General features: G+C 36.1%; 28 protein-coding genes. 1 reads left to right on the top strand and 27 read right to left on the bottom strand.

Annotation, left to right across the window (positions count from 1 at the left end; all coding sequences use genetic code 11):
* Positions 1-2: 2 nt before the first annotated feature.
* From ACN1CN_RS06130 to ACN1CN_RS06260, 27 genes are all read right to left on the bottom strand, one after another.
* Entirely contained in the window at positions 3-488 is a 486-nt protein-coding gene (locus ACN1CN_RS06130; RefSeq protein ID WP_264525867.1) for a hypothetical protein, read from the bottom strand.
* 2 nt (positions 489-490) lie between these two features.
* Positions 491-862, bottom strand: a complete 372-nt coding sequence (locus tag ACN1CN_RS06135; RefSeq protein ID WP_264525868.1) for a 3-hydroxyacyl-ACP dehydratase — start codon at positions 860-862, stop codon at positions 491-493.
* Between the two features lie 6 nt (positions 863-868).
* On the bottom strand, positions 869-1483 hold the full coding sequence (locus ACN1CN_RS06140) for an outer membrane beta-barrel protein (protein WP_419135007.1): 615 nt from the start codon (positions 1481-1483) through the stop codon (positions 869-871).
* A gap of 8 nt (positions 1484-1491) precedes the next feature.
* Positions 1492-2121 (bottom strand): porin family protein, encoded by a 630-nt coding sequence (locus ACN1CN_RS06145; RefSeq protein WP_419135008.1) that lies wholly within the window; start codon positions 2119-2121, stop codon positions 1492-1494.
* A 37-nt stretch (positions 2122-2158) separates the two neighbouring features.
* The gene (locus ACN1CN_RS06150) at positions 2159-2794 is read right to left on the bottom strand and encodes a hypothetical protein (RefSeq protein ID WP_264525871.1); all 636 of its coding nucleotides are present in this window, start codon (positions 2792-2794) and stop codon (positions 2159-2161) included.
* Positions 2760-3386: an outer membrane lipoprotein carrier protein LolA gene (locus ACN1CN_RS06155; protein WP_264525872.1), complete on the bottom strand. Its 627-nt coding sequence runs from the start codon at positions 3384-3386 to the stop codon at positions 2760-2762. The genes ACN1CN_RS06150 and ACN1CN_RS06155 overlap by 35 nt, the downstream gene beginning before the upstream one ends.
* 118 nt (positions 3387-3504) lie before the next feature.
* Positions 3505-4281: a polysaccharide deacetylase family protein gene (locus ACN1CN_RS06160; protein WP_419135009.1), complete on the bottom strand. Its 777-nt coding sequence runs from the start codon at positions 4279-4281 to the stop codon at positions 3505-3507.
* Positions 4278-5345, bottom strand: coding sequence for a beta-ketoacyl synthase N-terminal-like domain-containing protein (locus ACN1CN_RS06165; RefSeq protein WP_419135010.1), 1068 nt, complete (start codon positions 5343-5345; stop codon positions 4278-4280). Before ACN1CN_RS06165 ends, ACN1CN_RS06160 begins: the two co-directional genes overlap by 4 nt.
* Positions 5336-6535: a beta-ketoacyl-[acyl-carrier-protein] synthase family protein gene (locus tag ACN1CN_RS06170; RefSeq protein ID WP_419135011.1), complete on the bottom strand. Its 1200-nt coding sequence runs from the start codon at positions 6533-6535 to the stop codon at positions 5336-5338. Before ACN1CN_RS06170 ends, ACN1CN_RS06165 begins: the two co-directional genes overlap by 10 nt.
* Positions 6536-6652: 117 nt before the next feature.
* Positions 6653-6910 (bottom strand): phosphopantetheine-binding protein, encoded by a 258-nt coding sequence (locus tag ACN1CN_RS06175; protein WP_017496902.1) that lies wholly within the window; start codon positions 6908-6910, stop codon positions 6653-6655.
* 2 nt (positions 6911-6912) lie between these two features.
* Positions 6913-7530, bottom strand: a complete 618-nt coding sequence (locus ACN1CN_RS06180) for a 3-oxoacyl-ACP synthase (RefSeq protein WP_419135012.1) — start codon at positions 7528-7530, stop codon at positions 6913-6915.
* Between the two features lie 540 nt (positions 7531-8070).
* Positions 8071-9210, bottom strand: coding sequence for a beta-ketoacyl-[acyl-carrier-protein] synthase family protein (locus ACN1CN_RS06185; RefSeq protein ID WP_419135013.1), 1140 nt, complete (start codon positions 9208-9210; stop codon positions 8071-8073).
* A 57-nt stretch (positions 9211-9267) separates the two neighbouring features.
* Entirely contained in the window at positions 9268-9717 is a 450-nt protein-coding gene (locus ACN1CN_RS06190) for an acyl-CoA thioesterase (protein ID WP_264525879.1), read from the bottom strand.
* Complete coding sequence (locus tag ACN1CN_RS06195) at positions 9692-10981, bottom strand: ABC transporter permease (protein WP_419135014.1); 1290 nt, start codon at positions 10979-10981, stop codon at positions 9692-9694. The genes ACN1CN_RS06190 and ACN1CN_RS06195 overlap by 26 nt, the downstream gene beginning before the upstream one ends.
* A complete protein-coding gene (locus tag ACN1CN_RS06200; RefSeq protein ID WP_419135015.1) occupies positions 10971-11723 on the bottom strand; it encodes an ABC transporter ATP-binding protein in 753 nt (250 codons plus the stop codon). Before ACN1CN_RS06200 ends, ACN1CN_RS06195 begins: the two co-directional genes overlap by 11 nt.
* Positions 11724-11730: 7 nt before the next feature.
* On the bottom strand, positions 11731-12729 hold the full coding sequence (locus ACN1CN_RS06205; RefSeq protein ID WP_291286425.1) for a BtrH N-terminal domain-containing protein: 999 nt from the start codon (positions 12727-12729) through the stop codon (positions 11731-11733).
* Positions 12729-13133 (bottom strand): hypothetical protein, encoded by a 405-nt coding sequence (locus ACN1CN_RS06210; protein WP_264525883.1) that lies wholly within the window; start codon positions 13131-13133, stop codon positions 12729-12731. The genes ACN1CN_RS06205 and ACN1CN_RS06210 overlap by 1 nt, the downstream gene beginning before the upstream one ends.
* A 23-nt stretch (positions 13134-13156) precedes the next feature.
* Positions 13157-13621, bottom strand: coding sequence for an ABC transporter permease (locus ACN1CN_RS06215; protein WP_419135016.1), 465 nt, complete (start codon positions 13619-13621; stop codon positions 13157-13159).
* 10 nt (positions 13622-13631) lie between these two features.
* Positions 13632-14063 carry a hypothetical protein gene (locus ACN1CN_RS06220; protein WP_264525885.1) on the bottom strand — a complete coding sequence of 144 codons (432 nt, stop codon included), beginning with the start codon at positions 14061-14063 and terminating at the stop codon, positions 13632-13634.
* Complete coding sequence (locus ACN1CN_RS06225; protein WP_264525886.1) at positions 14063-15196, bottom strand: beta-ketoacyl-ACP synthase III; 1134 nt, start codon at positions 15194-15196, stop codon at positions 14063-14065. Before ACN1CN_RS06225 ends, ACN1CN_RS06220 begins: the two co-directional genes overlap by 1 nt.
* Positions 15197-15212: 16 nt before the next feature.
* Positions 15213-16115, bottom strand: coding sequence for a dialkylrecorsinol condensing enzyme DarA (locus ACN1CN_RS06230; protein ID WP_419135017.1), 903 nt, complete (start codon positions 16113-16115; stop codon positions 15213-15215).
* Positions 16116-16454: 339 nt separating this feature from the next.
* On the bottom strand, positions 16455-17333 hold the full coding sequence (locus tag ACN1CN_RS06235) for a lipid A biosynthesis acyltransferase (protein WP_419135018.1): 879 nt from the start codon (positions 17331-17333) through the stop codon (positions 16455-16457).
* A complete protein-coding gene (locus ACN1CN_RS06240) occupies positions 17333-17587 on the bottom strand; it encodes an acyl carrier protein (RefSeq protein WP_264525889.1) in 255 nt (84 codons plus the stop codon). The genes ACN1CN_RS06235 and ACN1CN_RS06240 overlap by 1 nt, the downstream gene beginning before the upstream one ends.
* Positions 17580-18815, bottom strand: a complete 1236-nt coding sequence (locus tag ACN1CN_RS06245; protein WP_264525890.1) for a beta-ketoacyl-[acyl-carrier-protein] synthase family protein — start codon at positions 18813-18815, stop codon at positions 17580-17582. Before ACN1CN_RS06245 ends, ACN1CN_RS06240 begins: the two co-directional genes overlap by 8 nt.
* Positions 18816-19002: 187 nt before the next feature.
* Positions 19003-19734, bottom strand: coding sequence for a 3-oxoacyl-ACP reductase FabG (gene fabG, locus ACN1CN_RS06250; protein WP_264525891.1), 732 nt, complete (start codon positions 19732-19734; stop codon positions 19003-19005).
* Between the two features lie 75 nt (positions 19735-19809).
* Positions 19810-21045, bottom strand: a complete 1236-nt coding sequence (locus ACN1CN_RS06255; RefSeq protein ID WP_419135019.1) for a WG repeat-containing protein — start codon at positions 21043-21045, stop codon at positions 19810-19812.
* A gap of 39 nt (positions 21046-21084) precedes the next feature.
* Complete coding sequence (locus tag ACN1CN_RS06260; protein ID WP_264525893.1) at positions 21085-22605, bottom strand: HAL/PAL/TAL family ammonia-lyase; 1521 nt, start codon at positions 22603-22605, stop codon at positions 21085-21087.
* A 101-nt stretch (positions 22606-22706) separates the two neighbouring features.
* On the opposite strand from ACN1CN_RS06260, the gene ACN1CN_RS06265 reads away from it, so the two are divergent.
* Complete coding sequence (locus ACN1CN_RS06265; protein WP_264525894.1) at positions 22707-23957, top strand: NAD(P)/FAD-dependent oxidoreductase; 1251 nt, start codon at positions 22707-22709, stop codon at positions 23955-23957.
* Positions 23958-24504: the final 547 nt, after the last annotated feature.

Here is a 24504-nt window from a genome sequence, read left to right on the forward strand (position 1 = left end):
GTTTACTTTACAAATTGTCTCTCTTTTTCGGAGAAACTCTTTGATTGTAAAATAAAGTCTTTTAGGTATTCTTTTAAAGTAGCATTTTGCTCAGCGTAGTGGTCCGTGAGGTATTTTTTGTCTTCTTTAATATTTTTTTTATAACCGGTAATTCCGGGAACGTTCTCCTGAATGCTTAGCCGAATCATTCGCATTTCAATATTATTCGGATCGTTTTTTATAGTGGCTTCCAATAATTTGGCACCTTCTTTAAAACGGGCCATTTTATTTTTTAACCGATCTTCATATTTTGAATCCAATAAAATAGAGGCCGCTTTGTAGGCCACCAAAATGGTATCATCGTTGTTAGAAACAGCGGCAAGTTTTTGTGAAAATTCTTTAGCATTCGATTCTGATTTTGTGACGTCAGAGTACATTTTTCTAACGCTGGCCAAATCCGGAGTACCTGCAAAATTAATCCATAAAAGTAAAGACAGTAATAGTTTCATAGTTATATCTTTTTGTACACATTGCTCAGTTTCAGGGCAACGGTGTCGTTAAAATAAGTGGTGTTTTTCACCTTAACCAAATCTTCTTCTGTTGTAACGATATCCAGTTCTAAACGCAATTCAGGATTTATTTCGGGATTGATTAATGCCATAAATTTTACATTTGAAAGCGTCTGGATCATCAAAGTACTTTTGGTAATTGATTCCGTAAGTTCTTTAATAATCTGGATCATACAAACTCCCGGCATAATTGGATTCCCCGGAAAATGACCTTTGAAAACGTCATGTTTTTCATTGACCAAAATCGCAATTGTATATTTAGAATCTCCTGTTTTTTCTTCGGAAAGAACTGTGTAAAAATCTTTTAAAACCATATTTTTTTATTTGCCAAAAGGATAAGAAACACCTAATTGAAAACTAACATTTGTATTATAATCTCTAAACCAGTAATCATTATTGTTACCATTGCTGCCGTAATAATCACTATCCAGAACATCCACAACTCCTTTTTTGAAACGAGCTTCAAAAGTTAATCCGGAAGGCAATCTATAACCAATACCCATTATAAACGCCAGGTCAATATCTGATTTTTCATAAAGTAAATTGTCCTGTAATCTAAAGTCTAAAGTTGGACCAACCTGAAACTGAAAGCCATTTTTTAAAGTAAACTTATTAACCATAGCAATAGAAAGATAGTCGATTTCTAAAGTTTTAGTTTGAACAACATCATTGCCATTATTATAACTGATATAAGTTTTAACATTACTCGCTCCTTGCTGGCTATAAGTGATTTCCGGCTGTAACGTGTAAATTTTAGTTAATTTGATTTCACCAAAACCTCCTATATAAAAATCAGTTCTATAGTCTGAACGTGTATTGGAGAATGTAGAAAAAGAAGCTCCGGCTCTTAAACCCGGTTTGAATGTTACTTGTGCCTGTACACTTGTTAGGGCAAACAAGGCCAATACGATAATTACTAAATTTCTTTTGTTCATGATTTAATTTATTTTACTTTGAAAGTGTAACTAATACCTATTTGGAAAACCTGATTTAAAGTAATGTCATCATAATAGCGTCTGTTTTCATTGTCATAATCATATCTGTCATATCCATAAATATCAACTAATCCTTGTTTTAAGCGGGCTTCAAAAGTTAATCCGTTTGGAAGGGTATATCCAACTCCGCCAACAATAGCAAAATCAACATCAACAGGGTTCTCGCCAAATTTGTCAAAATTATCATTGGTTTTAAAATCTATAGATGGACCAGCTAATACGTGGAAACCTTTTCCTTTAAAATTAAATTTAGCCACTGCTCCAAGTGTCAGATAATTTATTTCGGCTTTCTGACTTCTGCGACGAGAAGTATTGTTGTCAAAATCTAAATAAGACAGACGAATATCAGCACCCTGTCTCGAATAATTCAACTCCGGTTGCAGCGTAAAATATTTATTGAATTTTATAGCCATTAATGCACCAAGATAAAAATCAGATTTTGAACTGCTATTTTCCGGCATATTACTTAAATCCGATACATTTAAACCTCCGCGAAATCCCGGACTAACCTTTACCTGGGCATTTGACGTTATAATTCCAACAAATAAAACGAAGGCAATTACGGTTATTTTTCTCATTTTGGTTTTGATTTAAGTTTAGGTTTAGTTTAAATTTTTATTCTGATTTAAAGTAATTTAATTCAATTTTCAACTTAATATTTTGATGATTAATCAAAATCTTCTCGGCAAAAATATCGTTTTCTGAACTAAATGTCAGTGTAAATTTTTCTTTTGTTTTAGAAGACTGAACGACCTTTTCTAATTTGTGGTCTTTTTTGGAGATAAAAAGATAGTTGTCACGTTTTCCATCCGGAGATTTATAAATGTCAGCAGATTCGTTTTCAAACTGTTGCTGAATCAGATAATCTTTTTTTAGTAACAAACGGAAATCTTCTTTTAGCGTATGAATCAGGATTTTTCGGTCTAATTCAGATACAATCGAATTGACTTTAAAGTCCGTTTCAGAAATCTCAAAGTCTAGTAATTTGTTGCCAAATTCGGTAGTAAAAACAATACGATGTGTGGTGTCATTGATCTTTTTGGCGATGAAGATTCCCGACATTTCATGACCGTAAACCGTAATGTTGGTTTTATATACATAATCGGTTTTTGAATCGGCGAAATAAGGAACCTGGTAAGACGTTCGGTCTAGTTTTTTAGGGGTATAGTTTTTTGTGACTGCGCTACAAGAAACCAAAACAATCGCCAGAAAGCAATTAATTATTAAAAACGGAATCGTCGATTTTTGCATTGATCACTTTATTTTTAAGTACAATTCGGGTATAATCTTCAGAGGATTCTAATAGTTTAACCTGAACTACAGTTGCTTCTTCTTTGTCGAAAGTCAGTTCAATTTGTTTGATGTATTTTTTTAAGGTGGCATCTTTCGGAACAAATTTAGCAATATTTTGTCCCTTTGATTTGAAGTAAGAAATCGTAAATTCCTTATCGTCAAACATATTGCCGCTTACACTTCCAACAATTAATTTATTGATTCTTCCGAAGATCTTGCTGTTGCCAATATCAACGGCACTTTTTTTGCCTTCGTCGTTAATGAGGATTTTCCCATTCTTAAAAACAATACTGTAATTATATGGTTTTTTGTATTGCCATTGCAGCAATGAAGGCTCTTTAAAAATCATCTTTCCCGAAGTTTCAATGTCTTTTGATAAAAAGTCAAGATGTTTGTACTGAACAAAATCAGTACTCAGGGTTTTTATTTTTTTTGAAACTACATTTACATCCTGTTTGAAAGCAGTAATTTCTGCATCAGACATTTTCTGTTCCTGAGCAAACAAGTTGCCTGAAATCAATAGGAGTAGTAGTGCTATTTTAGTTTTCATATTTATTACGAATTGCGCTTTATTATTTTGCCGCAGATTAAAGGATTTTCACAGACTAAAGTATTAAAATCCGTTTTTTATCCGCGTCTTCGCGTAAGCGAATCTGCTTCATCTGCGTTCAGTTTTCATAAGCTTTAAGATTCAAAAGTTCTTCGGTCGAAATCACCTTGTAATTGTTTTGCTCCAAAAATTGCAAAAACTGTTCCAATACCAAAACAGAGTGTGATCCGGTGTCGTGTAAAAGTACAATTCCACCCGGAGAAATACGTTTTATAATTCGGTTGAAAATTAAATTCTGATTTTTGGTTCCGCCATCCAGCGATCGGATATTCCATCCTATCACTTTATGACCGGTGGTCTTTAAAGCCCTTCTGATCGAAGGCGTTGTAACTCCATAAGGCGGACGAAAGAAGTTTATTTTTTTGGAGGTGTATTTTTCCAGAAGGGTGTCTGTTTTTTTGATTTCTTCTCTTATTGTTTTGGCAGTATAAAAATCAAAAAAATTAGAATGACTGTACGAATGATTGCCAACCAAATGCCCTTCTTCAATAATTTGTTTTACAATCTCAGGATGTTTTTCAATGTTTTTTCCAATGCAAAAGAAGGTCGCTTTTACCTTGTATTTTTTCAATAATTCCAAAACTTCTAAAGTAAAAACGCCTGGTCCGTCATCAAACGTAAGGGCAATCTTTTTTTCGGTTTCCAACGGATTATTGCAGTATGCTTTTACATGATAATTAGAAGAAATTATAGAAGAGCCTACCGCGTTTATGCCTAACCAAATTAAAACAATTGCGATAAACCATACCCAGTTAATTGCGATATACAGCTTTAAAAGAAGCAATAGCAGCAATAAAAAGAGAAAGAATAACGAAATGTTTTTATGCGTTATCATCTTGAAAGTAACGTAAAACTATGATTTTTTCCGTTGAGCTGATTGTACAATAAAATGGTTTGGTAAGCCGGTTTTTCAACCGAATTCGCTTTTATGATTTCAGGGATTTCCTGTGTTTTTAAAATTTTAGACGCCATCCATAAAGCAAAAGCCGATGCGGTATCGTACTCACCACTCAAATGTTTGTAATACAATTGAGGGGTTTGGGCGAAGGCCTTTTCAGTTAAATTTTTATAATAACTTTCAAAATCTACATTGCCGTCAAATCCTAAAATCAGAGCATCAATATCCGAAACGTCTAATTGATTGGATTTCAAAAAGGAGATAATTTCAGCTTCAATTTCGTTGTCGTCCAGGGTGTTTATGATTGCGATGTCGAGTACTTCTGCATAGGTAGTCTCTTTTCGCTCATTCTCTAAAACGAAAAAGCTGGCACCTTCTCCATAAACGGCACCGCTTGTAGTAGAATCTAAAAGGTGGTAAGGTTGCTGGTTGTCTTGTTTGATACGTCCTGACAATTTAAAAAGAGCAGTAGTATAATCGCCATTTTCATCAACTCCACCCACGAGAACAGATTGTGCTTCTTCTTCCTCAATTTGCATTTTAGCATCTAAAAGTGCCGATTCAAAAGAAACAGCTCCGTTTACATAGGTAAAATTGTAACCGTTGCATTTTTGCAACAGGGCAATTTGAGCACCAACCGTATTATGAGTCGATTGAATAAAGGATGTCGGGGTTAAGAATTCCTCTTTATTATCAAGGATATTTTTCAGGAATTTTTCGGAGTCTTCGATACATCCTAATCCTGTTCCGGTAATAATGGCATCCACATTCTCAATTTGTGCATCTTTCATGGCAATTGCCGAAGCCACAATTCCGTTTTTGACTCCTTTTGCCATTCTTCTGATGGCTGCGGGAGAAATATAATCTTTGTAAACCGGCGGAACAATTTCAAGGACGTTTTGGTTGTGATTGTGAAGGGCTTCTTCTAAAAAAACAGTATCAAATGTTTTTTGAGTCGAAATACAACCTATTCCATTTATATATGTTTTTTTTAATTGCATTTTGAAAATATAAGAGTCGAACAGTTACCTCCAAACCCGAAAGAGTTAGACAAAACATGTTCGATATTTTTATTTTTTAAAGAAGTTTGCGGTTTTAAATCAAACTCTTCCATTGGTGTTTCGAAATTCAGGTTTGGATAAACTACACTATGCTGAATGGCCAAAACGCTATAAACGGCTTCAATGGCTGCCGCGGCGGCCAAAGTATGTCCCGTAAAAGGTTTTGTCGAACTAAAATCGGGTACTTTTTCGTCTCCGTAAATTCGAAGTAGTGCTCTTCCTTCAGACAGGTCATTGTTAGGAGTTGCTGTTCCGTGAACGTTGATATAGTCAATGTCACCAGGTTTTAAACCCGAAATATCAAAGGCTTTTTTCATGGCCAGGTAAGCACCATCACCATTTTCTGAAGAAGCTGTTTGATGGAAAGCGTCATTGGCATTACCATAACCTGAAACACGAGCCAGTACTTTTTTGTTTTGCTTTTTTACAACTTCATCAGATTCTAAAACCAGGAAAGCAGCTGCTTCACCCAGATTTAGTCCCTTGCGGTTGTTGTCAAAAGGTTTGTTGTAATCGTCAGATAAAATCATGAGGGTTTTGAATCCGTTGATCGTGAATTTTGCCAAACCATCGGTTCCGCCAACAATTACGCGATCCAGTTTCCCGGATTTTATCAGTCTTGCACCCAACATAATTGCGTTTGCTGCCGATGAGCAGGCGGTACTTATTGTGGTAACAATTCCTTTTAAACCTAACTCTTCTGCAATTTTTTCGGCTACATCACCACCATCGTGACAAGTAATGTATTTTACCAGTTCCGGATGTTTGAAATAATCGTAATAGTGCTTTTCAGTCATATCCATTCCGCCCACGCTTGTTGCGGAAATAAGTCCGGTTCGGAATTCATTTATAGAAGTAATTCCGGCATTTTTAACGGCCTGTTTTGCGGCGAAAGTGCCAATCATGGCCGTTCTCGAAAAGTTATTATCAGGAGTAAGTTCTAATTCTTTGACCAATTCGTCATTGGTTTTTTTAATTTCCCCTACTTTAATGATATCAGCGTGAACCGTTTCAATGTTTTCGATACGCGTTACCGCAACTTTATTTTCGATTAACGAAATGTAGTTTTCTTCGACTGAATTTCCAATCGAGGAGATAATTCCCATTCCGGTTATTGCAACACCTTTCATTTTTAGACTTGCTTAGATTATTGGATATTAGACTTCTTAGACATCAGACTTGCTTAGATTTTGAGATTTTAGATAATTCTATTAACTAGTCTAAAAATCTAAGCAAGTTTAAGCAGTCTATTTCGTTCTGTTAGCGCTAATGTACGCAGCCATAGTTTCGATGGATTGAAAGATGGTTTTCCCTTCTTTTGGATCAACCAGTTTAATTCCGTAATCCTTATCTAAAATCACGATCAATTCAAGCGCATCAATGGAGTCTAAACCTAAACCATCTCCAAACAAAGGGTCGTTATCTGCAATATCTTCGATCGCGATATCTTCAAGGTTTAAAGTAGTAATGATTTTGTTTTTTAATTCTTCTTTTAATGCTTCCATGATTATTTATTATATAATGTATTGATATTTTCGTTGTTATATTTTGTGCTTTCTTCTTTGCTGATGGTGCAAAGAAAAGCTTTGTAATCGTCGTTGAAAAACTCTACCCAGCCACAAAGAACCGTATCTGCTTTATTTGTATTCAGAAGAATAGTAGAATAATTGGACATAAATTCAGTGTTAAAGGCATCAAATATAAAGAAAGAATTTTCACTTTTCAGCTGATGGCGAATACTTATTTCACCCAGACAAATATTTGGCAGTGTATAGACAAAAACCGCCGGGCTAGGAAAGTAGTTTTCTTTGTCGGAAATAGATTCCTGATACTTAACATCGGTATCTAAACTTGATGATTTATTGGCCAGAACCAAGGCAATATTGTTTTCTTGTTCTATTGAAGTTATCGGACTCAAAAGAAGTTCAGCTCCTAAAAAAGCCAGTTTGCTCAAAGCATCCATTTTGAAAAACTTCGGGTATTGCATGTCAAAATTGCGATAGGCCTGTTTGGAGAAATCAGCAAAATTGGTCGGTTCCGTTTTGAAAACAGAAGTTCCGTTCAAAACAATTTCGTTGTTTTCAATGGTGCAATAGGATTGTATGTGAGTTTTATTTGGATTCATTGTTTTATTGCTGACACAGATTCTTAATATCCCTCTTTAAACTTATTTGTGAAAAAAGAATAGGAATGTTCAATTTTTGATTTTCTTTAATCATTGTCAAATAGATGTCATTTTTGTCTAAAATAAATATTCTACTTGTTTGAAACATCGAATTAATAGCCAGGGGATTAAGATTATTATAAATTATTATATTTCCGGAATTTCTATGTTTTTCAAAACCTTTTTTTTCGCAATACTGATTAATAAGCAATTTGTTTTCTTCCGCATTGTATTTGCTGATAATTTTAGTTAGCTGTTTTTCAGTCGCTTTCCGATAAATTGTAAATGCGCAAAATAAACTAAAAATAAAAAGCAGATAAAATTCAATTCCAGTTTTTGAATAATCCCTATGAGGATTAAAATAAACCAAGAAAGGCATTAGAAACCCCCAACTAAAAAATAAATAAAGAATTATTGTATCAAATTTGTCAAGTCAACTTTCAGAATAAACTAGCTTATTTTGCTCAATACTTTTTCTCCTATTTAAGTTCTTTAAACGTCTCATTTTATTTTTTCAAAAACAACTGCCGTATTGCAACCTCCAAATCCGGAAGCTGTTTTCAGGAAAAAATCAATAGTTGCCTCTTCGTTTTTCTCAATAACATTGATCACTTCGCTAACCCCAATTTCATCAAAACCTTTCGATTCAAAAAGCATATTTTGATTTACGGATTCAATAGCGATTACGGTTTCTAATAATCCGGAAGCGCCTAAAGTATGACCGTAAAATCCTTTCAGACTATTGACCGGGACATTTTGCAGCCCTAAACGGTTTAGGGCAATGGCCTCCATTTCGTCATTAAACGGAGTTGCAGTTCCGTGTGCTGAAATATAATCGATTTTATGGGGCTCAATTTGAGCTTCTTTCAAAGCATTTTGGATACTTCTGAACAAACCTTCGCCTGTTCTCGATGGACCCGAAATATGATTAGCATCGTTTATCGAACTGTCTCCAATAACTTTTATTTTAGCATTTGTAGCTTCTGCCGAAACCAGAACCGCAGCTGTTGCTTCGCCCAAACTTACACCGGTTCTGTTTTTAGAATACGGTTTACACGGTAAATCGCTCATGGCCTGAAAAGCATTAAAACCGGACAAAACAAATTCTGAAACTTCGTCGCCGGCCACGACAAAAACATGGTCATAGAGACCTGACTGGATCATTCTTTTGGCAATAGAAATTGCTAAAATTCCTGAAACACAAGCATTCGAAACGACAATGGGTTGTGTTTGAAATCCGAAAAAAGCAGCAACATTTTTTGCCAGAACATCTAAATGTGCGTTAGCAAAATTTTCTTCCGAATTGTCTTTTAAAGCCGTTACATTTCCTTTTGTGGTCGAAAGTATAAAAGCCGTTTTGGAATCTAATGGAACCGCTGCATTTTTGATAATCGGCTTTAAAGCCAGAATCATCATTTTCTCCAGACGGGAGTATTTTGTTTCCCTACTGATTTTTGCAAAGGCAGTGTTTATTTTTTCATCATGAATTACCGAACCATAAAATGGAACCGGCATCAAAGAAATGTCATTATTTAGCTGAATGCCCGAATCACCGCGAAGAATTGCTTCAACGTTTGATTTGACATCAAAACCTAGTGGGGTGATGCAGTTGGTTTGTGTAATGTATATTTCTTTTAACATTTTATGATTTTATTCCGGCGTATTTTTTTTATTTGTGTCAATTCGTGCAATTCGTGGCTACTTCAACAACCCAACTTTCTTTTTCCATTCTTCATAAAAAGGAGGATTGGTCAGCATTAGATTTCCTTCCTGATCTAAAAATACCTGAACGGTTTCTCCGGTGCAGGCCACTTCGCCTTTATCATCCAGTATTCTAAAACGGTAGATCATTTTGGCGGCAGGTGTATCAATTACGGTTGTTTCTATCGTTACCACATCGCCATAACGCAAAGACAATTTGTGTTCGCATTTTGATTTTACGATCGGGGTGGTGTAACCTGTTTTGGCAATATCCAAATAGGTAAGTCCGTGTTCACGGCCAAACGCTTCACGACCATCTTCAAAATAGGTGATGTAATTCCCGTGCCACACAATTCCAAGCGGATCCGTTTCGTTAAAACGAATTCTGATTTCATGCGAAACGGTTAGTTCGGTTGCTTCGTTAAACTGTTCTTTTCTTTTTGTCATAAAATAAGGCAATGGATGTTGTGATAATGAAGAACAAAAATAACAAACTTATTTTTGGGATGATTTCAAGGAAAGAAACGTTGCGCAATAAAACATCATAGAACGCTTCTAATCCCCAATTCATAGGAGATGATTTGGCAATGATCTGCATGATGTTTGGCATTGCAAAAACGGGAACCCAGATTCCGCCAATGGCTGCCAGAATAATAACGCTTGTCGCACCAAATGGAGCCGATTGTTCTTGTGTGCTTGCGATTGTTCCCAGCAGAATTCCAAAACCAATGGCTGCAAAACCTGAAAATAAAGCGACCACACTCATTAAGAACAAATGCCCTTCGACATTTAAAGGAGGCAAACCAATATGTGGAAATAAAAAGATTGCCACGGCCACCATCATGTAAAACTGAATCATACAAATGGCTGAATAGGTAATGGTTTTACCAATAATAACGACGAGGTTAGAAACCGGATTGGTGAGTAATCGAACAAATGTTCCCTGAGATTTTTCTTTTACGATATTGATGGACAATGGTATCACAATAAAAAATATGGCAAAAAGTGTCCAGGCCGGAACGTTGTGCTGTACAGAATTGGGACGTACTTCTTTGTTGTTTATTTTTGGAATGATTTCTTTGAACGTGATAAAGCTCTTTTGCTCAAATTCGGCATTTCCTTCTCCCAGTTGATTCTGGAAAGTCGTATAAATGGATTTTGTCTCGATTTGAGAAATCATCTTATCGATCGAGCTCATCACGGCATTTTTGAAGCTCATTTGAACTGCCGGATCAAAATACAATTTGACTTCTTTTTCTTTAATGACCTTAGGTTTTTCGGTTTGCACTGTAGTATCCGTTTCTGTTAGGCCCATTTTGCTCACAATGTTTTCGACATTCTGATCAATTTTGGTTTGCAGATCCACACTTAATTTTTCCGGAATTACAATGGCCAGTTGAAATTTACCTTTGTAAACCGCTTCTTTAGCTGTTTCTTCGGTAATAGGTTTGTGGTCGATTTGTGTGACAACACTAAAAAGTTGACTTTTCTCCAGATTATCAAAAACGGTTTTAGACACAGCACCTTTGTCGTTATCCACCAGTAAAATCTGAATTTTGGTATCGCTTACGGTTTTAAAAGTGCTGTCCTGAATTAAGGTTACGGTAATAACCAAAACTAAAGGCATGATAAATAAAATGATTAATCCGCCTAAATCTCTTTTGAGCAGGAGGAATTCTTTTACGACTGACATCCAAATTTTATATACCATCTCTAAAGTCTTTACCGGTTAATGAAATAAAAACTTCCTCAAGATTTCGGGCTTCTTCAGTAGAAGCAATTAAACTTGAAGGCGTACCCTGAGCGTATATTTTGCCACGGTCTAAAATGGCAATGTTGGTACAGAAATCTTCCGCTTCTGCCAAATGATGAGAGGTATAAATAATGGTTGTTCCGTTTTGATTTAAGAGTTTCAGATAGTCAATAATGGCATTTTTAGACTGTACATCAACACCAACGGTTGGTTCGTCTAAAAACAAAACTTTGGGATTGTGTAAAATTCCCGCAATCAAATTGACTCTGCGTTTCATACCGCCTGAAAAAGTTTCGATACGTTTGTCGGCAAATTTTAATAATCCCAAAAGATCTAAAGTTTCAACGACTTTGTCTTTCAGGTAATTGTCTTTTAAGCCGTACATACTCCCAAAATAATGTAAATTCTCCCGGGCTGTTAGGGTAGGGTACAAAGCATATTCCTGCGGAACAACGCCAATGATTTTTTTGATTTTGGAAGAATGATGGGTATAATTCAGCTTATCGATCGTGAAATGCCCTGAGGTTGGTTTTATCAGTCCGCAAAGCATAGAGATTAAAGTGGTTTTTCCGGCACCATTCGGACCTAATAACCCAAAAATCTGACCTTCACTGATCTCCAGCGAAACATCGTTCAAAGAATACAGATCTGCATTTTTGTACTTTTTCGAAAGGGATTCTATTTTTATAATGGATTGCAAAATATTCTTAGCTGATCGCTTTTTTTAGTTTTTTGAAAAAGATTTCCTCGCGATTGGCAATGTCCAAAAGTTCGTTGGCAATCGTATTGTAGGCATCTTCTTTGGCACTTCTGTTTTTGTAAATTCGGGAAGCTTCAACCGCAAAGTCTCTCCATGAATCTCCAATCTGGGTCATTTCTTTAGAAAGGACTTTTAATTCTTCATTGTTTAAGATAACCGAAGCTTCCTGTAAAAATGCGGCATAGATGAATCGGAAACCTCCGCCACCTGTACCAATTTCTTCCTGCATGCGCACCATTTGTGCCAAATAGTGATTGGCTTTTTTAGTACCGTGTTTTACGGGCCATTTTCTAATTTGTTTCGAAACAAATTTAATTCCGCGTACCCCAATAATAGGCATGGGTGCCAACATATCGCGGCAGGTATTTTTGATTCCTTTGATAATGGCACTTTTCAAATCAACATCCTTCGGAATTTGAATCGGATAGTACATTTGGCCTCTTGGAGCAAAAGCTCCTTTGGCAAAACGCACCTTGTCCAGTTCGTCATGTGTCAGGGTCGTAACCGTTTCCATAACAGGATCGCTCACAAGATAATCGGTTTCGGTTTTCCCGTAAACGACTAAATTGTGTGCGTTAAAATGAAAGCGGTATTCATCAGGAAAATAACTCAAATGATACACACCAACTTGTAATCCGGTTGGGATATTGTTTTTTAAATTTTCGTCCAAAGCCTTGTTGGCATTTGTTGTTGAAGAAAATTTTTGTCTTTTTATTTTTAAGTTCAAACGGCTCGCCAGTTTGTTAAAGATCTGTCCAGGCAAAGTTCTGTAACTAATTGCAGGAGCATGATTTACTTTTATAAACGGCAGGTATACGAAGAAAAGTCCGGAACCGATACCAAAAACCATCGGTTCGCTGATGTTCAGTCCGTTGTTTTTTAACAAATTCGAAGCTACTCCATTTTCGCAATGAGCAGATTGATGATGTGTAAAATTAGTTTGCATTACGCGGTTTTAATATTTTTTAATTCAGCGATTGAAATTTCAAAAGCATCGGCATATTTCTGTAAAACAGAGTTGTTTAATTTGGCAAAAACGGCTGGTTTAAAATGTCTTTTTACGCGCCATTTCCACATTCCAACATAACTGGATAAAATAGTAAGATCCATTTTGTTGAGTTCCATATAATAACAAATCGGACTTACTTCTCCAGTTTCTACCTGTAGTTTTGCTTCGGCAATTCGTTCGTTTATTTCATCGATCGAATTGGATAACGCGATGGTTTTAGGCTCCCAACCGGTACTTAGGGTTGTGGTATAGTCGCCATTTTCATCGGTGGCATAAAGCAGTTCTTTCAGATTGTTTTTGGTGAGATTGCCTTTGTCTTGTGGTACATTTTCTTTTTCCATGGCCTTTTTCTTTTCGATTGTAACTATTCCGGAACCGAAATTGTTTTTTGAATAAACAGATTAATTTCGCATTCCAAAAGTATTTTGTCAGCAAGCAGACTTTCGCAGCTCATGGTACATAGCGTATAATCGTCGCCTGCAAATTTTGAAACCAGATTGGCTTTGGTAATAATAGTATCACCTATTTTTGGCAGTGTATGTATTTTTAGGTTTTTTATCGCACTGATAAACCCCAGTACATTTACATTTTCGTTTTCTGTTCCGTCTTCGTCAAAAAAATATTTTTTGCCTACAATAGACGAACAGGTTTGTGCGGTGTTTTCGATTAACCCGGCTTCAATAAAAGTGTTGTTTTCAACAAAAATATTATCTTCCCGGATTAAAAATGTGGTTTCTACAAAACTGGAATCTATGTCCAAAATTAAATCCACCATAAGCAGCGGTGCCCGGTGGGGTAAATAGTTTTGTATGTCAACTCCGGTTTTCATACCTAATATATTATTTGGCTAAAACGGTCTTCATTTGCCCGTTCGCAATTTCTTCATTATTCAGATAAGTTACAATGTCTACCAGTGTAATTCCGGCAAACTCCTGTAAAATAGTGATGCTGGATTGAATCGTATCATTGACTTTTGGCAATTTTTTGATTTCAATTTCTTTGATCGAACCAATGTAACCCGTTGGGGCTGTTTCGTTTTTCAGGAAAAACTGGTAACCGGTGTGCAAAGCCACAGACTGTGCCATATGTTCGATTAAACCTGCTTCTAAAAAGGTGTCGTTGTCGGAAAAAATGTTGTCGCTTTGAATTTTTAAACCCGCAACCAGTGAAGTTTCGGTAAACGAATACATTTTATCTACCATTACAAAAGGGAACTTTTGCGGCAATAAATTTTCGACAGCGTCTTTCTCTAAAAGTAAAGTTGTTTCCATTAGCAAACCGTTAAATAAGCATAAGCAAAGGAGAATCTTCCGCTCTCAGGAACAGACAATAGAATACGATCTCCCTTTTTTAAATTTCCTGAATTCATTAATTCTTCCAAAGCTAAGTAAATAGAGGCTGAACCAACATTCCCTACTCTTGAAAGATTCATGAACCATTTTTCATCAGCCATCCCGATTCCTTTTTCGGTCAGTCCTTTTTTTAATCCTTCCACAAAAAAGTTAGAAGAAACGTGAGGAATAAAATAATCAATCTGATCTGAAGTGATGCTGTTTTTATCCATAGCATCTTTCATGCTTTCGGCTCCTTTAGAAAGAATAAATTCATCCAATAATTTTACATCCTGTTTGATGGCAAAAACAGATTCGTTTAACCATTGCTCCGGAGCATAATCACTCCAGGCTTTGATCTCGCCATTCTCTAATTTATCACCACCGGCATACATACAGGTTTCTAATTCGTAAGCATAGGAAAAGGCTTCCATCCATTCAATTTTTAAAGAGATAGCTCCTTTTGGCTGGTTCTCTAATAAAAATGCTCCCGCTCCATCCGACAACATCCAGCGTAAAAAATCTTTTTTGAACGCAATGATAGGCTGTTCTTCCAGGTTTTTCAGATTGGCAGCTTCGTGGTTGTACATCTGGGCATTTAGCCAGGTTGAAACTTTTTCAGATCCTGTGCAAATCGCATTTTTTGAATTTCCTGATTTTACAGACAGAAAACCAAATTTTAAAGAATTCATACCCGCACAGCAAACTCCTGTTGATGAATTTAGTTCTACAGATTTGTTTTTCAATAAACCGTGTACCATCGCAGCATGTGAAGGCAGGAAGATATCAGGAGTTGAGGTCCCGCAGGAAAGCACTTCAAGGTCCTGCGCTGTAAAGTTTTCATCAAACAACTGCACGATTGCATTTCGCGTTAACTCGGCGTTGTTATGGGTACTTTTTCCTGATTTGTCTATAGCGTAATAACGACTTGTAATTTTATTATTGCGCAAAATAATGCGTCTTGCTTTAGAAGCAGCATCATTAATGAGACCCAGATAACTTTCCATCTCATCATTAGAAATGGCTTCATTTGGCAAATACTTTGCGGCTTTGGTAATATATACTTCAAACATAATCTAATTTCGTCTTCTAAACTCCTTGATAATATTGAGTTTCTCTTTTTATGGTATTTAACTTAAAGGGGTAGGTAATAAGGTGCAATATATACACTATTGGTGAGATTAACCATATTGCCAGGAATAAATAAACATTAAATACTTTAAGAAGTGTTTTTCTGTTTTTTTGATTTTTATAAATCAAATTTGACCACTTATTAAAGATTTTGTTTGCTGTTTTATCAACCGTTACCAGATAGGGGCTGATTTTAACGGCGTCAACGGCAACCAGTTTGGGTTGTAAATGCTGTAATTGATTTTGATTGAATTCAGAAAGGATCACTTCTCCAAATTTATCCGACTCCTGTATGTCTATGTCGGATACTCCCGGTAACGGAAAAATACCAAGATATTTTTTCTTAACGCCCGAAAACATCCATTCTACAATCGTGATGACACTGATTAAATTTCCAACGCGATCTACTAAAGCAACGTTTCCAACTAACGAAGCATTGGCTTCTTTTAGTAAAACTTTGATTTTTTCCTGTGCCATAATCCACATATTGCGGGAACCGCTTATAGTGATGACAGGGGTGTTGTTTAGTATTTTTTTGGCATCGGCACTTTTTAGAAAAGAGTTGATCGGAATGGAAGGAGACAAATACCAAACCTGATAATGAAACAATACCAAATCGTATTTGGTGTTTAGAATTTCTTCCGGAACGGGCTTTAATTCAGTCGGAATTTGTAGAAATGATTCCGGGAAAGCGTCGAAAAAGGCAGCTTTATTCCATGGAAACGGAAAGGGTTGCTGCAGTTGTATTTCGTGAAAAGTTACATTTATTTCGTCTGAATTTAGGAACGGTTTTGCAATGTTTTGTGCAATTGTTCCGAGTTGTCCAGACTGCGTATAATAAATTACGAGAACATTTTTCATGGAGGTTTACTTGCTTTTGGTTGCGAACAAAAATAAGTAAATTTATTTAAACGAATTTTCTTGTTTAAACGAATCGTTTTTGGCGATGAATTTTTGTTGTTTTTTTAATTTCGCAGAGACCCGAAGGCCCAAAGTTTTAATTTGAAATGAGTTTTAAAGCACAGTTTGTCATATCGACCGAAGGGAGAAATCACATAAGAAACTCCGCAAACTAAGTCGACAATCTTTGTCGCTAAACGTGTGTGATTTCTCCCTTCGGTCGAAATGACAAAAATGAACAAAAAGGAGAAAAAACTTTGCGACCTCGCGTCTTTGCGAGATGCCGAGATCCTTTAAGTCTTATCTCAAATCATTCCAGAAATCGAAATAATTGAACCATTGCAAAGGATATTTTTGCAGAATAGTTTCAACGCTTTGTACATATTCTTTCAGTAAGCCTTTTTCGTCACGATGTTTCACGGTAGCTTCTCTGGCGTACAAATGATAATGTAAGTTGGGTTCTTTCATGACATACACAAAAACAACAGGAACTTTTAATCGTGAAGCAATTAAAAACGGACCTGCCGGAAAATGAGCTTCCTGACCCAGTATTTTTTCTGAAAGAGATTTTGTGCCTTCAAAGTAACGGTCGCCGGTAAAACAAACCAATTCATTATTGGCCAGCGCAGCATTGATCTCAAAGATATGAGACAAATCCTCTTTGATAATGATGAATTTTACGGTAGGTTTTTGGGTAACGCTTTCCAGGTACTTTTTTATAGAAGAATGTTCCAGATCAGTAGTCACCAGATTGATTTGGAAATTAAGATCGATATCGCCAAGGAAATGCTCGGCAATTTCAAAATTTCCAACATGGGCACTAATCAAAACACCTCCTTTTTTCTCGGCCAAAAGTTTTTTGAGCACCTCAATTCCGTCAAATTCATAAGTGAACTTGTTGCGCATTCCTGCCGAAATGGAGATTTTATCAATGATGGTTTGTCCAAAAGTATAGTAACTTTTGAAAACCATTTTTTTAGACGTGAACCAGGAATACTGCAGCCTTTCTTTAAAGTAATAGAAAATGGCTTTGTTGCTTTTTTTTAAAAACAAAAAGTAATACGAAGCAACAAAATAAAGCAGGACATAAGCAGCCTTAATACCCGTTTTTTGTATTAAAAAAACGAATATTCTATAGCCTAAAACTGTACCCTTTGATTTGCCATCCCATTGACTCATTAAACAGCTTTAGCTTTTAGTTTGGTCTCGATTAGGTCATAGAAATTCTGAAAAGTAGCAATTCCAACAAAATCAACTTCTACCAGTTTTACACCAAAGTTAGCTTCGATTGAGACTACTAAGTCTACATAATCTAAACTATCTAATCCAAGTGTATCTTTTAAATTAGCATCTGGTTCAATATCATCATTGTCTACTTCAAATTCATCAACCAAAAAACCATTAATTTTTGCTATAATCTCTTCTTTATTCATCGTTCAATTTAAACTTTTTAACCACCAACGCAGAGTTGGTTCCTCCGAACCCGAAGGAATTGGACAAAAATATGTCAAATTTTTTGTTTAAAGTAGTTTTGACCAAATTTAATTTAGCAGCATCTTCGTCAGGATTCTCTAAATTGATGTTTGGGGCAATGAAATCGTGCTGCATCATTAAGATGGAGTAGATTACTTCGCTTGCTCCGGCCATCCAGCATTCGTGACCTGTCATTGATTTGGTCGAACTTACGTACGGATTTTTCTCTCCAAAAACTTCAAAGATTGCTTTGGCTTCGTTTCCGTCTCCAACCGGGGTTGAGGTAGCATGAGCATTTATATAGTCAACATCAGTTGCTTTTAGTTGTGCATCATCAAGCGCTCGTTTCATGGCTATAGACGGCCCTTCGACATTAGGTGTTGAGATGTGTCCGCCATTTGACGAGAATCCGTAACCGCCGATTTCGGCAATAATGGTAGCACCTCTGGCAATTGCCGATTCGTAGCTTTCCAAAATTAACGTTGCACCGCCACCACTTGGGATTAATCCGTCGCGATCCTTGTCAAAAGGGCGGGAAGCTTTTTCGGGTTCGTTTTCTCTGGCCGAAAAAACACCCAAACCATCAAAACTGCTCATGGCATATTTGTTGATTTCCTGTGCACCTCCGCAGATGATAAGGTCCTGAAATCCGCTTTTTATTAAAAAATAAGCAAGACCTATAGAGTGTGATCCGCTGGCGCAGGCCGCACTTATAGTAAGATTGATACCACGAAGTTTAAAAATCGTTGATAAATTCATGGTTACCGTTGAATTCATCGATTTAAAAATAGCTCCGGAACCGATCAGGGCAGTGTCTTTTTTGTCTCGTACAATATCAGTAGCTTCAATAACCGCTTTTGAAACGCTGTCATTTCCGTACATAATACCTACTTCGCGATTGTCGAAAAATGCATCATCAATGTTCGCGTTTTTCAATGCTTCAACAGTGGCCATATAAGCGTATTCGGTTTCTTCACCAATGCTCATACGCTGTCTGCGGGTCAATAAATTTTTTAAATCAGCTTTCGGAACCATTCCTGTTAAGGCAGATTGAAAACCAAATTCTTTTCTTTCAGAATCAAAGTGAATACCTGATTTTCCGTTGTATAAAGATTCCTTTACTTCCTCTAAAGAAGTTCCGATACAAGAATAAATTCCCATCCCAGTAATTACAACTCTCTTATTCATCGTCTTTAAAAGTAATTTTTATCCGTTACTTGTAATTTTTAACACATAGGAACATAGCTTTTGTAAACTCAAAATAGGCGTTTCACTTATTTGAAATACACATAGTAGCTATCTATGTGAAAGAAATATTTCTTTTTTGTACTCTTTGCACATAAAAAGCTGTGTTTTTATGTGTTTCAAATATTTTCTAAGAATATATTCCTCCGTTTATATTTATAATTTCTCCTGTAATGTAACTTGATTTTTTTGAAATCAAAAAGCTTACCAAATCTGCAACTTCCTCGGCTTCACCAAAACGACTTGCCGGAATTAGTTTTAATAATTCTTTTTCGTCCAATTGGCTTGTCATATCGGTTCTTATAAAACCAGGGGCAACAGCATTTACAGTAATGTTTCGTTTCGCAACTTCCTGAGCCAATGCTTTTGTGGCCGCAACAATTGCACCTTTTGCCGCTGAATAATTGGTTTGTCCGGCTGTTCCTTTTACACCCGAAACGGAAACCATATTAACAATTCGGCCATATTTATTGCGCAGCATTTTTTGGATAAAAAACTGCGTTACATTAAAAAATCCGTTCAAACTCGTATTTACTACACCGTTCCAGTCTTCGGGAGTCATCCACATAAAAAGACCGTCTTTTGTAATTCCGGCGTTGTTTACGATCGCTTCTACAATAGCTTCGGGATTAGCTTCCTGCCATTGCGTTAATGTTTTTTGTACCTCTTCAAAATTGGAAACATCAAAACCTAAGATTTCGCCTGTTGCTCCTAATTTTTGTATTTCCTGAAGTGTTGCTTCAGCGGCAGTTTTATTCGAGTGGTAGTTAATCAGGATATGATAATTTGCATCAACGGCTAATTTTTTACAAATAGCACTTCCAATTCCTCGTGAACCGCCAGTTACTAATACACATTTCATATTCAGAATTTATTTTTTTTAATCGCTTGGTATGCAATTGCATCTGCAGCGTTTGTTTTTATGAGTTAATAGGTTTTATTTTTTCTTTTTGGCTACCGGTTTTTTGGTAGTTTTTGTCTCTGACTTTTCAGTCGTTTTGGTTTCTGCTTTTGGTTTTTCAGCAGCAACTTCGGCAGTGCTGTTTCTTTCTCTTGATTGCGAAAATAGTTCGGCATTTTCAAACCATTGGTTTCCTAATACGGTTCCGTCTGGTTTAAGAAATCCCCATTTTCCTTCGTTTTTTACGCGTGCAACACCATCAATGAAACCTTTGTCTTGTTTTACAAATAAAGCAATCACAAATCCGTTTGTCGTGATGCCGTATTGTGTTGGAATGACCAATTTTCCGCTTTGATTGATGAATCCCCAGTTTTTTTCTTTTACCGGAGCCAGTCCGTCCGGACTAAAAACTTCAGCGTCGCTGTAAGTAGGTTCAATTACAAATTCTGCTTTCGGATTGATAAAACCCCATTTTGAACCCACACAAACGGGAGCTAAGTTTTTTGAGAATGCTTTTACTTTGTCGTATATCGGGGTAATCACCCAATTTCCTTTTAAGTCAATAAACCCAACTTTACCATTTTTCTTGGCATAGGTCAGATCCTGAGTGTCAAAATCCCAGATTTTTTCAGCTCCATCAACCGGAATAAAAGTTCCGGAACTAACAATTCCAAAGGTCTTATCTTTTCTTGCCCAGCTTGTGTTTTTGAAATAATTGCCTATTTCCTCGTAAGCAGGCTCTATCACTTCTTTACCGGCAGCATTAATAATTCCCCATTTTTTATTGTTTTCAACTCTTGCAAAACCGTTTTCAAAAGATTTGATCTGATCGTATTTTGGTTCCAGAACAACGGCCATTTTCGAATTGATTAATCCTACCTTGCCGCTTTGTCTGATAAATGCTACGCCATCTTCAAAGTCAAAAAGTTTTTCTGAAAAAGGCGCTTTCTGGATTTCACCCTTTGTATTGATATAAACCCAGTCCTTGTCTTTTTGAACAATTGCAATTCCGCTATTGAAATCTTTAACATTTTTAAAATCGGCAGGAATTACCCATGCACCTTTAACATCTATAAAACCCCATTTTCCATTGTTTTCTACAGCCGCCAGTCCTTCAGAAAAGCTTCTTGCTGATTTGTACTGAGGCTCAATTTTAAAGTTTCCGTCTCTGGAGATGTACCCAATTTTAGAATCTTTTTTAACTAAGGCCAATTCCTGACTATTAACAAATTGAATAGTGAATGCAAATAAAAAAATAAGTGTCTTTTTCATGATTTTAAAGGTTCAATATTAATAATGTAAAATTAAGTATTAACTGTGAATCAGATAATCTTTTACTTTTTGTACAAAAGGATACATGACCTGATCTTCTTTAAATTCAGGAATGATGTTTCGAACATCGTCATACCATTTTTTGGTAACAGATGAAATTTTGTCTTTTTGTGCTAAATAATCAATTGCCTGAACAATGGTAATCATTTCGATACTTAAAACTTCAAAAGCGTTTTCGATAACTTTTGAGGTAATAACTGCTGCATTGGTTCCCATACTTACAATATCCTGATTGTCGTTGTTGTTCGGGATACTGTGCACATACATTGGGTTAGATAACATTTGACTTTCGGCAGTTGTTGAGGTAGCGGTAAACTGTACCCCCTGCATTCCGAAATTAAATCCTAAAGTTCCTAAGTTAACAAACGGAGGAAGGATTTCGTTGATCTTTGAATTCAGTAAGTAATTCAACTGGCGTTCAGCCAGCATGGTCAGTTTGGTAATAACAATTTTCAGTTTATCCATTTCCAGCGAAATGTAATCACCGTGGAAGTTTCCTCCGTGATAAACGTGTTTGTTTTTTACATCTATAATAGGATTGTCGTTTGCCGAGTTAAATTCGTCTTCAAGAATAGAAGCAACATTTTGGATCGTTTCTAAAACCGGACCTAAAATTTGAGGTACGCAACGTAACGAGTAGTATTCCTGAACTTTTTCTTTAAAGATTTCTTCTGTATTTTCTCCTGAATATAAGTGGTCTTCTCTTTTACGGATTAAGGTACTGTCTGAAAGATTTTGTCTCATTCTTGAGGCTACTTCCTGTTGTCCTTTATGACGCTTGGTTTGGTTTAATTCTTCAGAGAAGTGGTCGTCGTAAGCCTGAACCAATTCGTTAATTGCGCAGGAACATTTTAAAGACCAGTCTAATAATTTATTGGCATGATGCACATTTACAACCCCAATTCCGGTCATTACCGAAGTTCCGTTTATTAACGCCAGACCTTCTCTGATTTCTACCTGAATCGGTTTTAAACCTTCAATTTCAAAAACTTCAGCAGTTGGTCTTCGGTCTCCTTTGTAAAAAACTTCGCCTTCACCTATTAAAACTAAAGCCAAATGTGATAATTGTACCAAATCTCCGCTGGCACCTACACCACCGTGTTCAAAAATAAGAGGGGTAATGTCTTTGTTGATCAGTTCTGCCATTAGGTGAATTACAGAAGGATGAACACCCGAATTACCCAATGATAAAGTATTTAAACGAGCCAGGATCGCTGCTTTTGCACAAACAGGGCTTAAAGGTTTTCCTGTTCCCGAAGAATGGCTTCTAATTAAATTGTATTGTAATTGTATTTGATCAGATTCTTTAATCCGATATTGGGCCATTGGTCCAAAACCAGTGTTTACGCCATATATTACTTTGTTTCCTGAAAATTCTTTTAGGAAATTGAAGCTTTCATTCACTCTGTTTAAAACAGCATCGCTTATCGAAACTTTGTTGTTTGCAAAAATAATAGATTCGAATTCTGCTAAACTTAAATATTCATTAATTGTATTCATTAAATCGTTTTTGGTTGTGCTAATTTAATTTTATTTATCAAAATAAATGTAGTTATTTTGATGATGGCAAATGTAGGTTAATAATTGATAATAATTTTAATATGATAAAGGAGTTTGTAGATGTTTTAGTCATTGGCGCAGGACCATCAGGATGTGTCTCGGCATCGTATCTTCATAAAAACAATATTAAGATAAAAGTAGTTGAAAAAACGAGGTTTCCAAGACTGGTAGTAGGAGAAAGTCTTATCCCGCGAGTAATGGATCATTTTGCTGAGGCTGAGCTTTTTGAAAGCCTTGATGCTATGAATTTTGAGAAAAAACTTGGTGCTCGTTTTATCAGAGGAGAAGAAATTTGTGTTTTTGATTTCAGCAAAAAATTTGGAGAAGGCTGGGACTGGACCTGGCAGGTGCCACGTGCAGATTTTGACCATACGATGGCGCAGGAAGTACTAAGAAAAGGGATTGATCTGGAATTTGAAACAGAGGTTCTGGAAGTTTCTTTTGAGGGCAAAAACTCTAAAACAATTGTAAAAGATAAGGATGGAAATCTAAAAGAAATCCATGCTAAATTTATCATTGATTCCAGTGGATACGGGCGTGTTTTACCAAGACTTTTAGATTTGGATACCCCTTCAAAATTAGATCCGCATTCTTCGATATTTACGCATGTAAAAGATATTAACAGAGAAGAAGGAGAAGAAGGAACCCAAATTTCATTTGATATTCTGGAAACCGAAGTCTGGTTATGGGTAATTCCTTTCTCTAACGGGAATACCAGTTTAGGAGTGGTAGGACCAACTGATTTTATTAATTCGCTTTCAGAAAATAAAGACAATGCCGAGGCTTTAAAAAATGCCATTCAGAAATCCGATTATTATATCAAAAGATTTAAAGGAACGGAGTTTTTGTTTGAACCGGTAAAACTCGAAAACTATTCAAGAGCGGTAAAAAGAATGTATGGCGATGGTTTTGCTTTGACGGGTAACAGTTCGGAATTTTTAGATCCTGTTTTCTCTTCGGGAGTTGCTTTTGCAACTGAATCCGGAATGTTGGCAGCAAAATTGTACCTTAAAGAATCACAAGGAATCGCTGTGGATTGGGAAGTTGAATTTACACAATATATGAAACGAGGCATTTCGGTTTTTACCACTTATGTACAGGAATGGTACACAGGAAATCTTCAAACTTTATTTTTTCATCAGCCGGAAAACCCGGATGTGAAGGAAAAGATATGTTCGGTATTGGCAGGATATGTCTGGAACGAGGAAAATCCGTTTGTGAAAAAACACGATCATGTGATTAAGAATATGGCGTATTTACTGAATATGCAAAAAGAACAAAGCCCTGAATAATCAGGGCTTTTTGTTTAAGGTGATTGTTCTATTGTAGCGTCCTATTTCGCCCCTATAGGGCTCTTATCAATAAATGATTCTATTTTCTATAAATATCTTATCCCTCTGGGATAAAAAAAGAGAATGTTTTTTTCTGTTTTTATTTAGATATTTAAGATTGTTTGCTCCATCGGAGCAAAATATTTATGGCAAATAAGACCAGTTGGGAAGAAAACGGAGTGTCCTATTCTCTCCCTACAGGGCTCTTATCAATAAATGACCCTATTTTCTATAAATATTTAATCCCTCTGGGATAAAAAAAGAGAATGTTTTTTTTCTATTTTTATTTAGATATTTAAGATTGTTTGCTCCATCGGAGCAAAATATTTATAGCACATATGGCCAGTGGGAAGAAAGCTCCAGCGGAGCGTCCTATTCCGCCCCTACAGGGCTCTTATCAATAAATGACCCTATTTTCTATAAATATTTAATCCCTCTGGGATAAAAAAAGAGAATGTTTTTTTTCTATTTTTATTTAGATATTTAAGATTGTTTGCTCCATCGGAGC

It is taken from the genome of Flavobacterium sp. T12S277 (genome assembly GCF_048514875.1).
In the GTDB taxonomy this organism is placed as follows: domain Bacteria; phylum Bacteroidota; class Bacteroidia; order Flavobacteriales; family Flavobacteriaceae; genus Flavobacterium.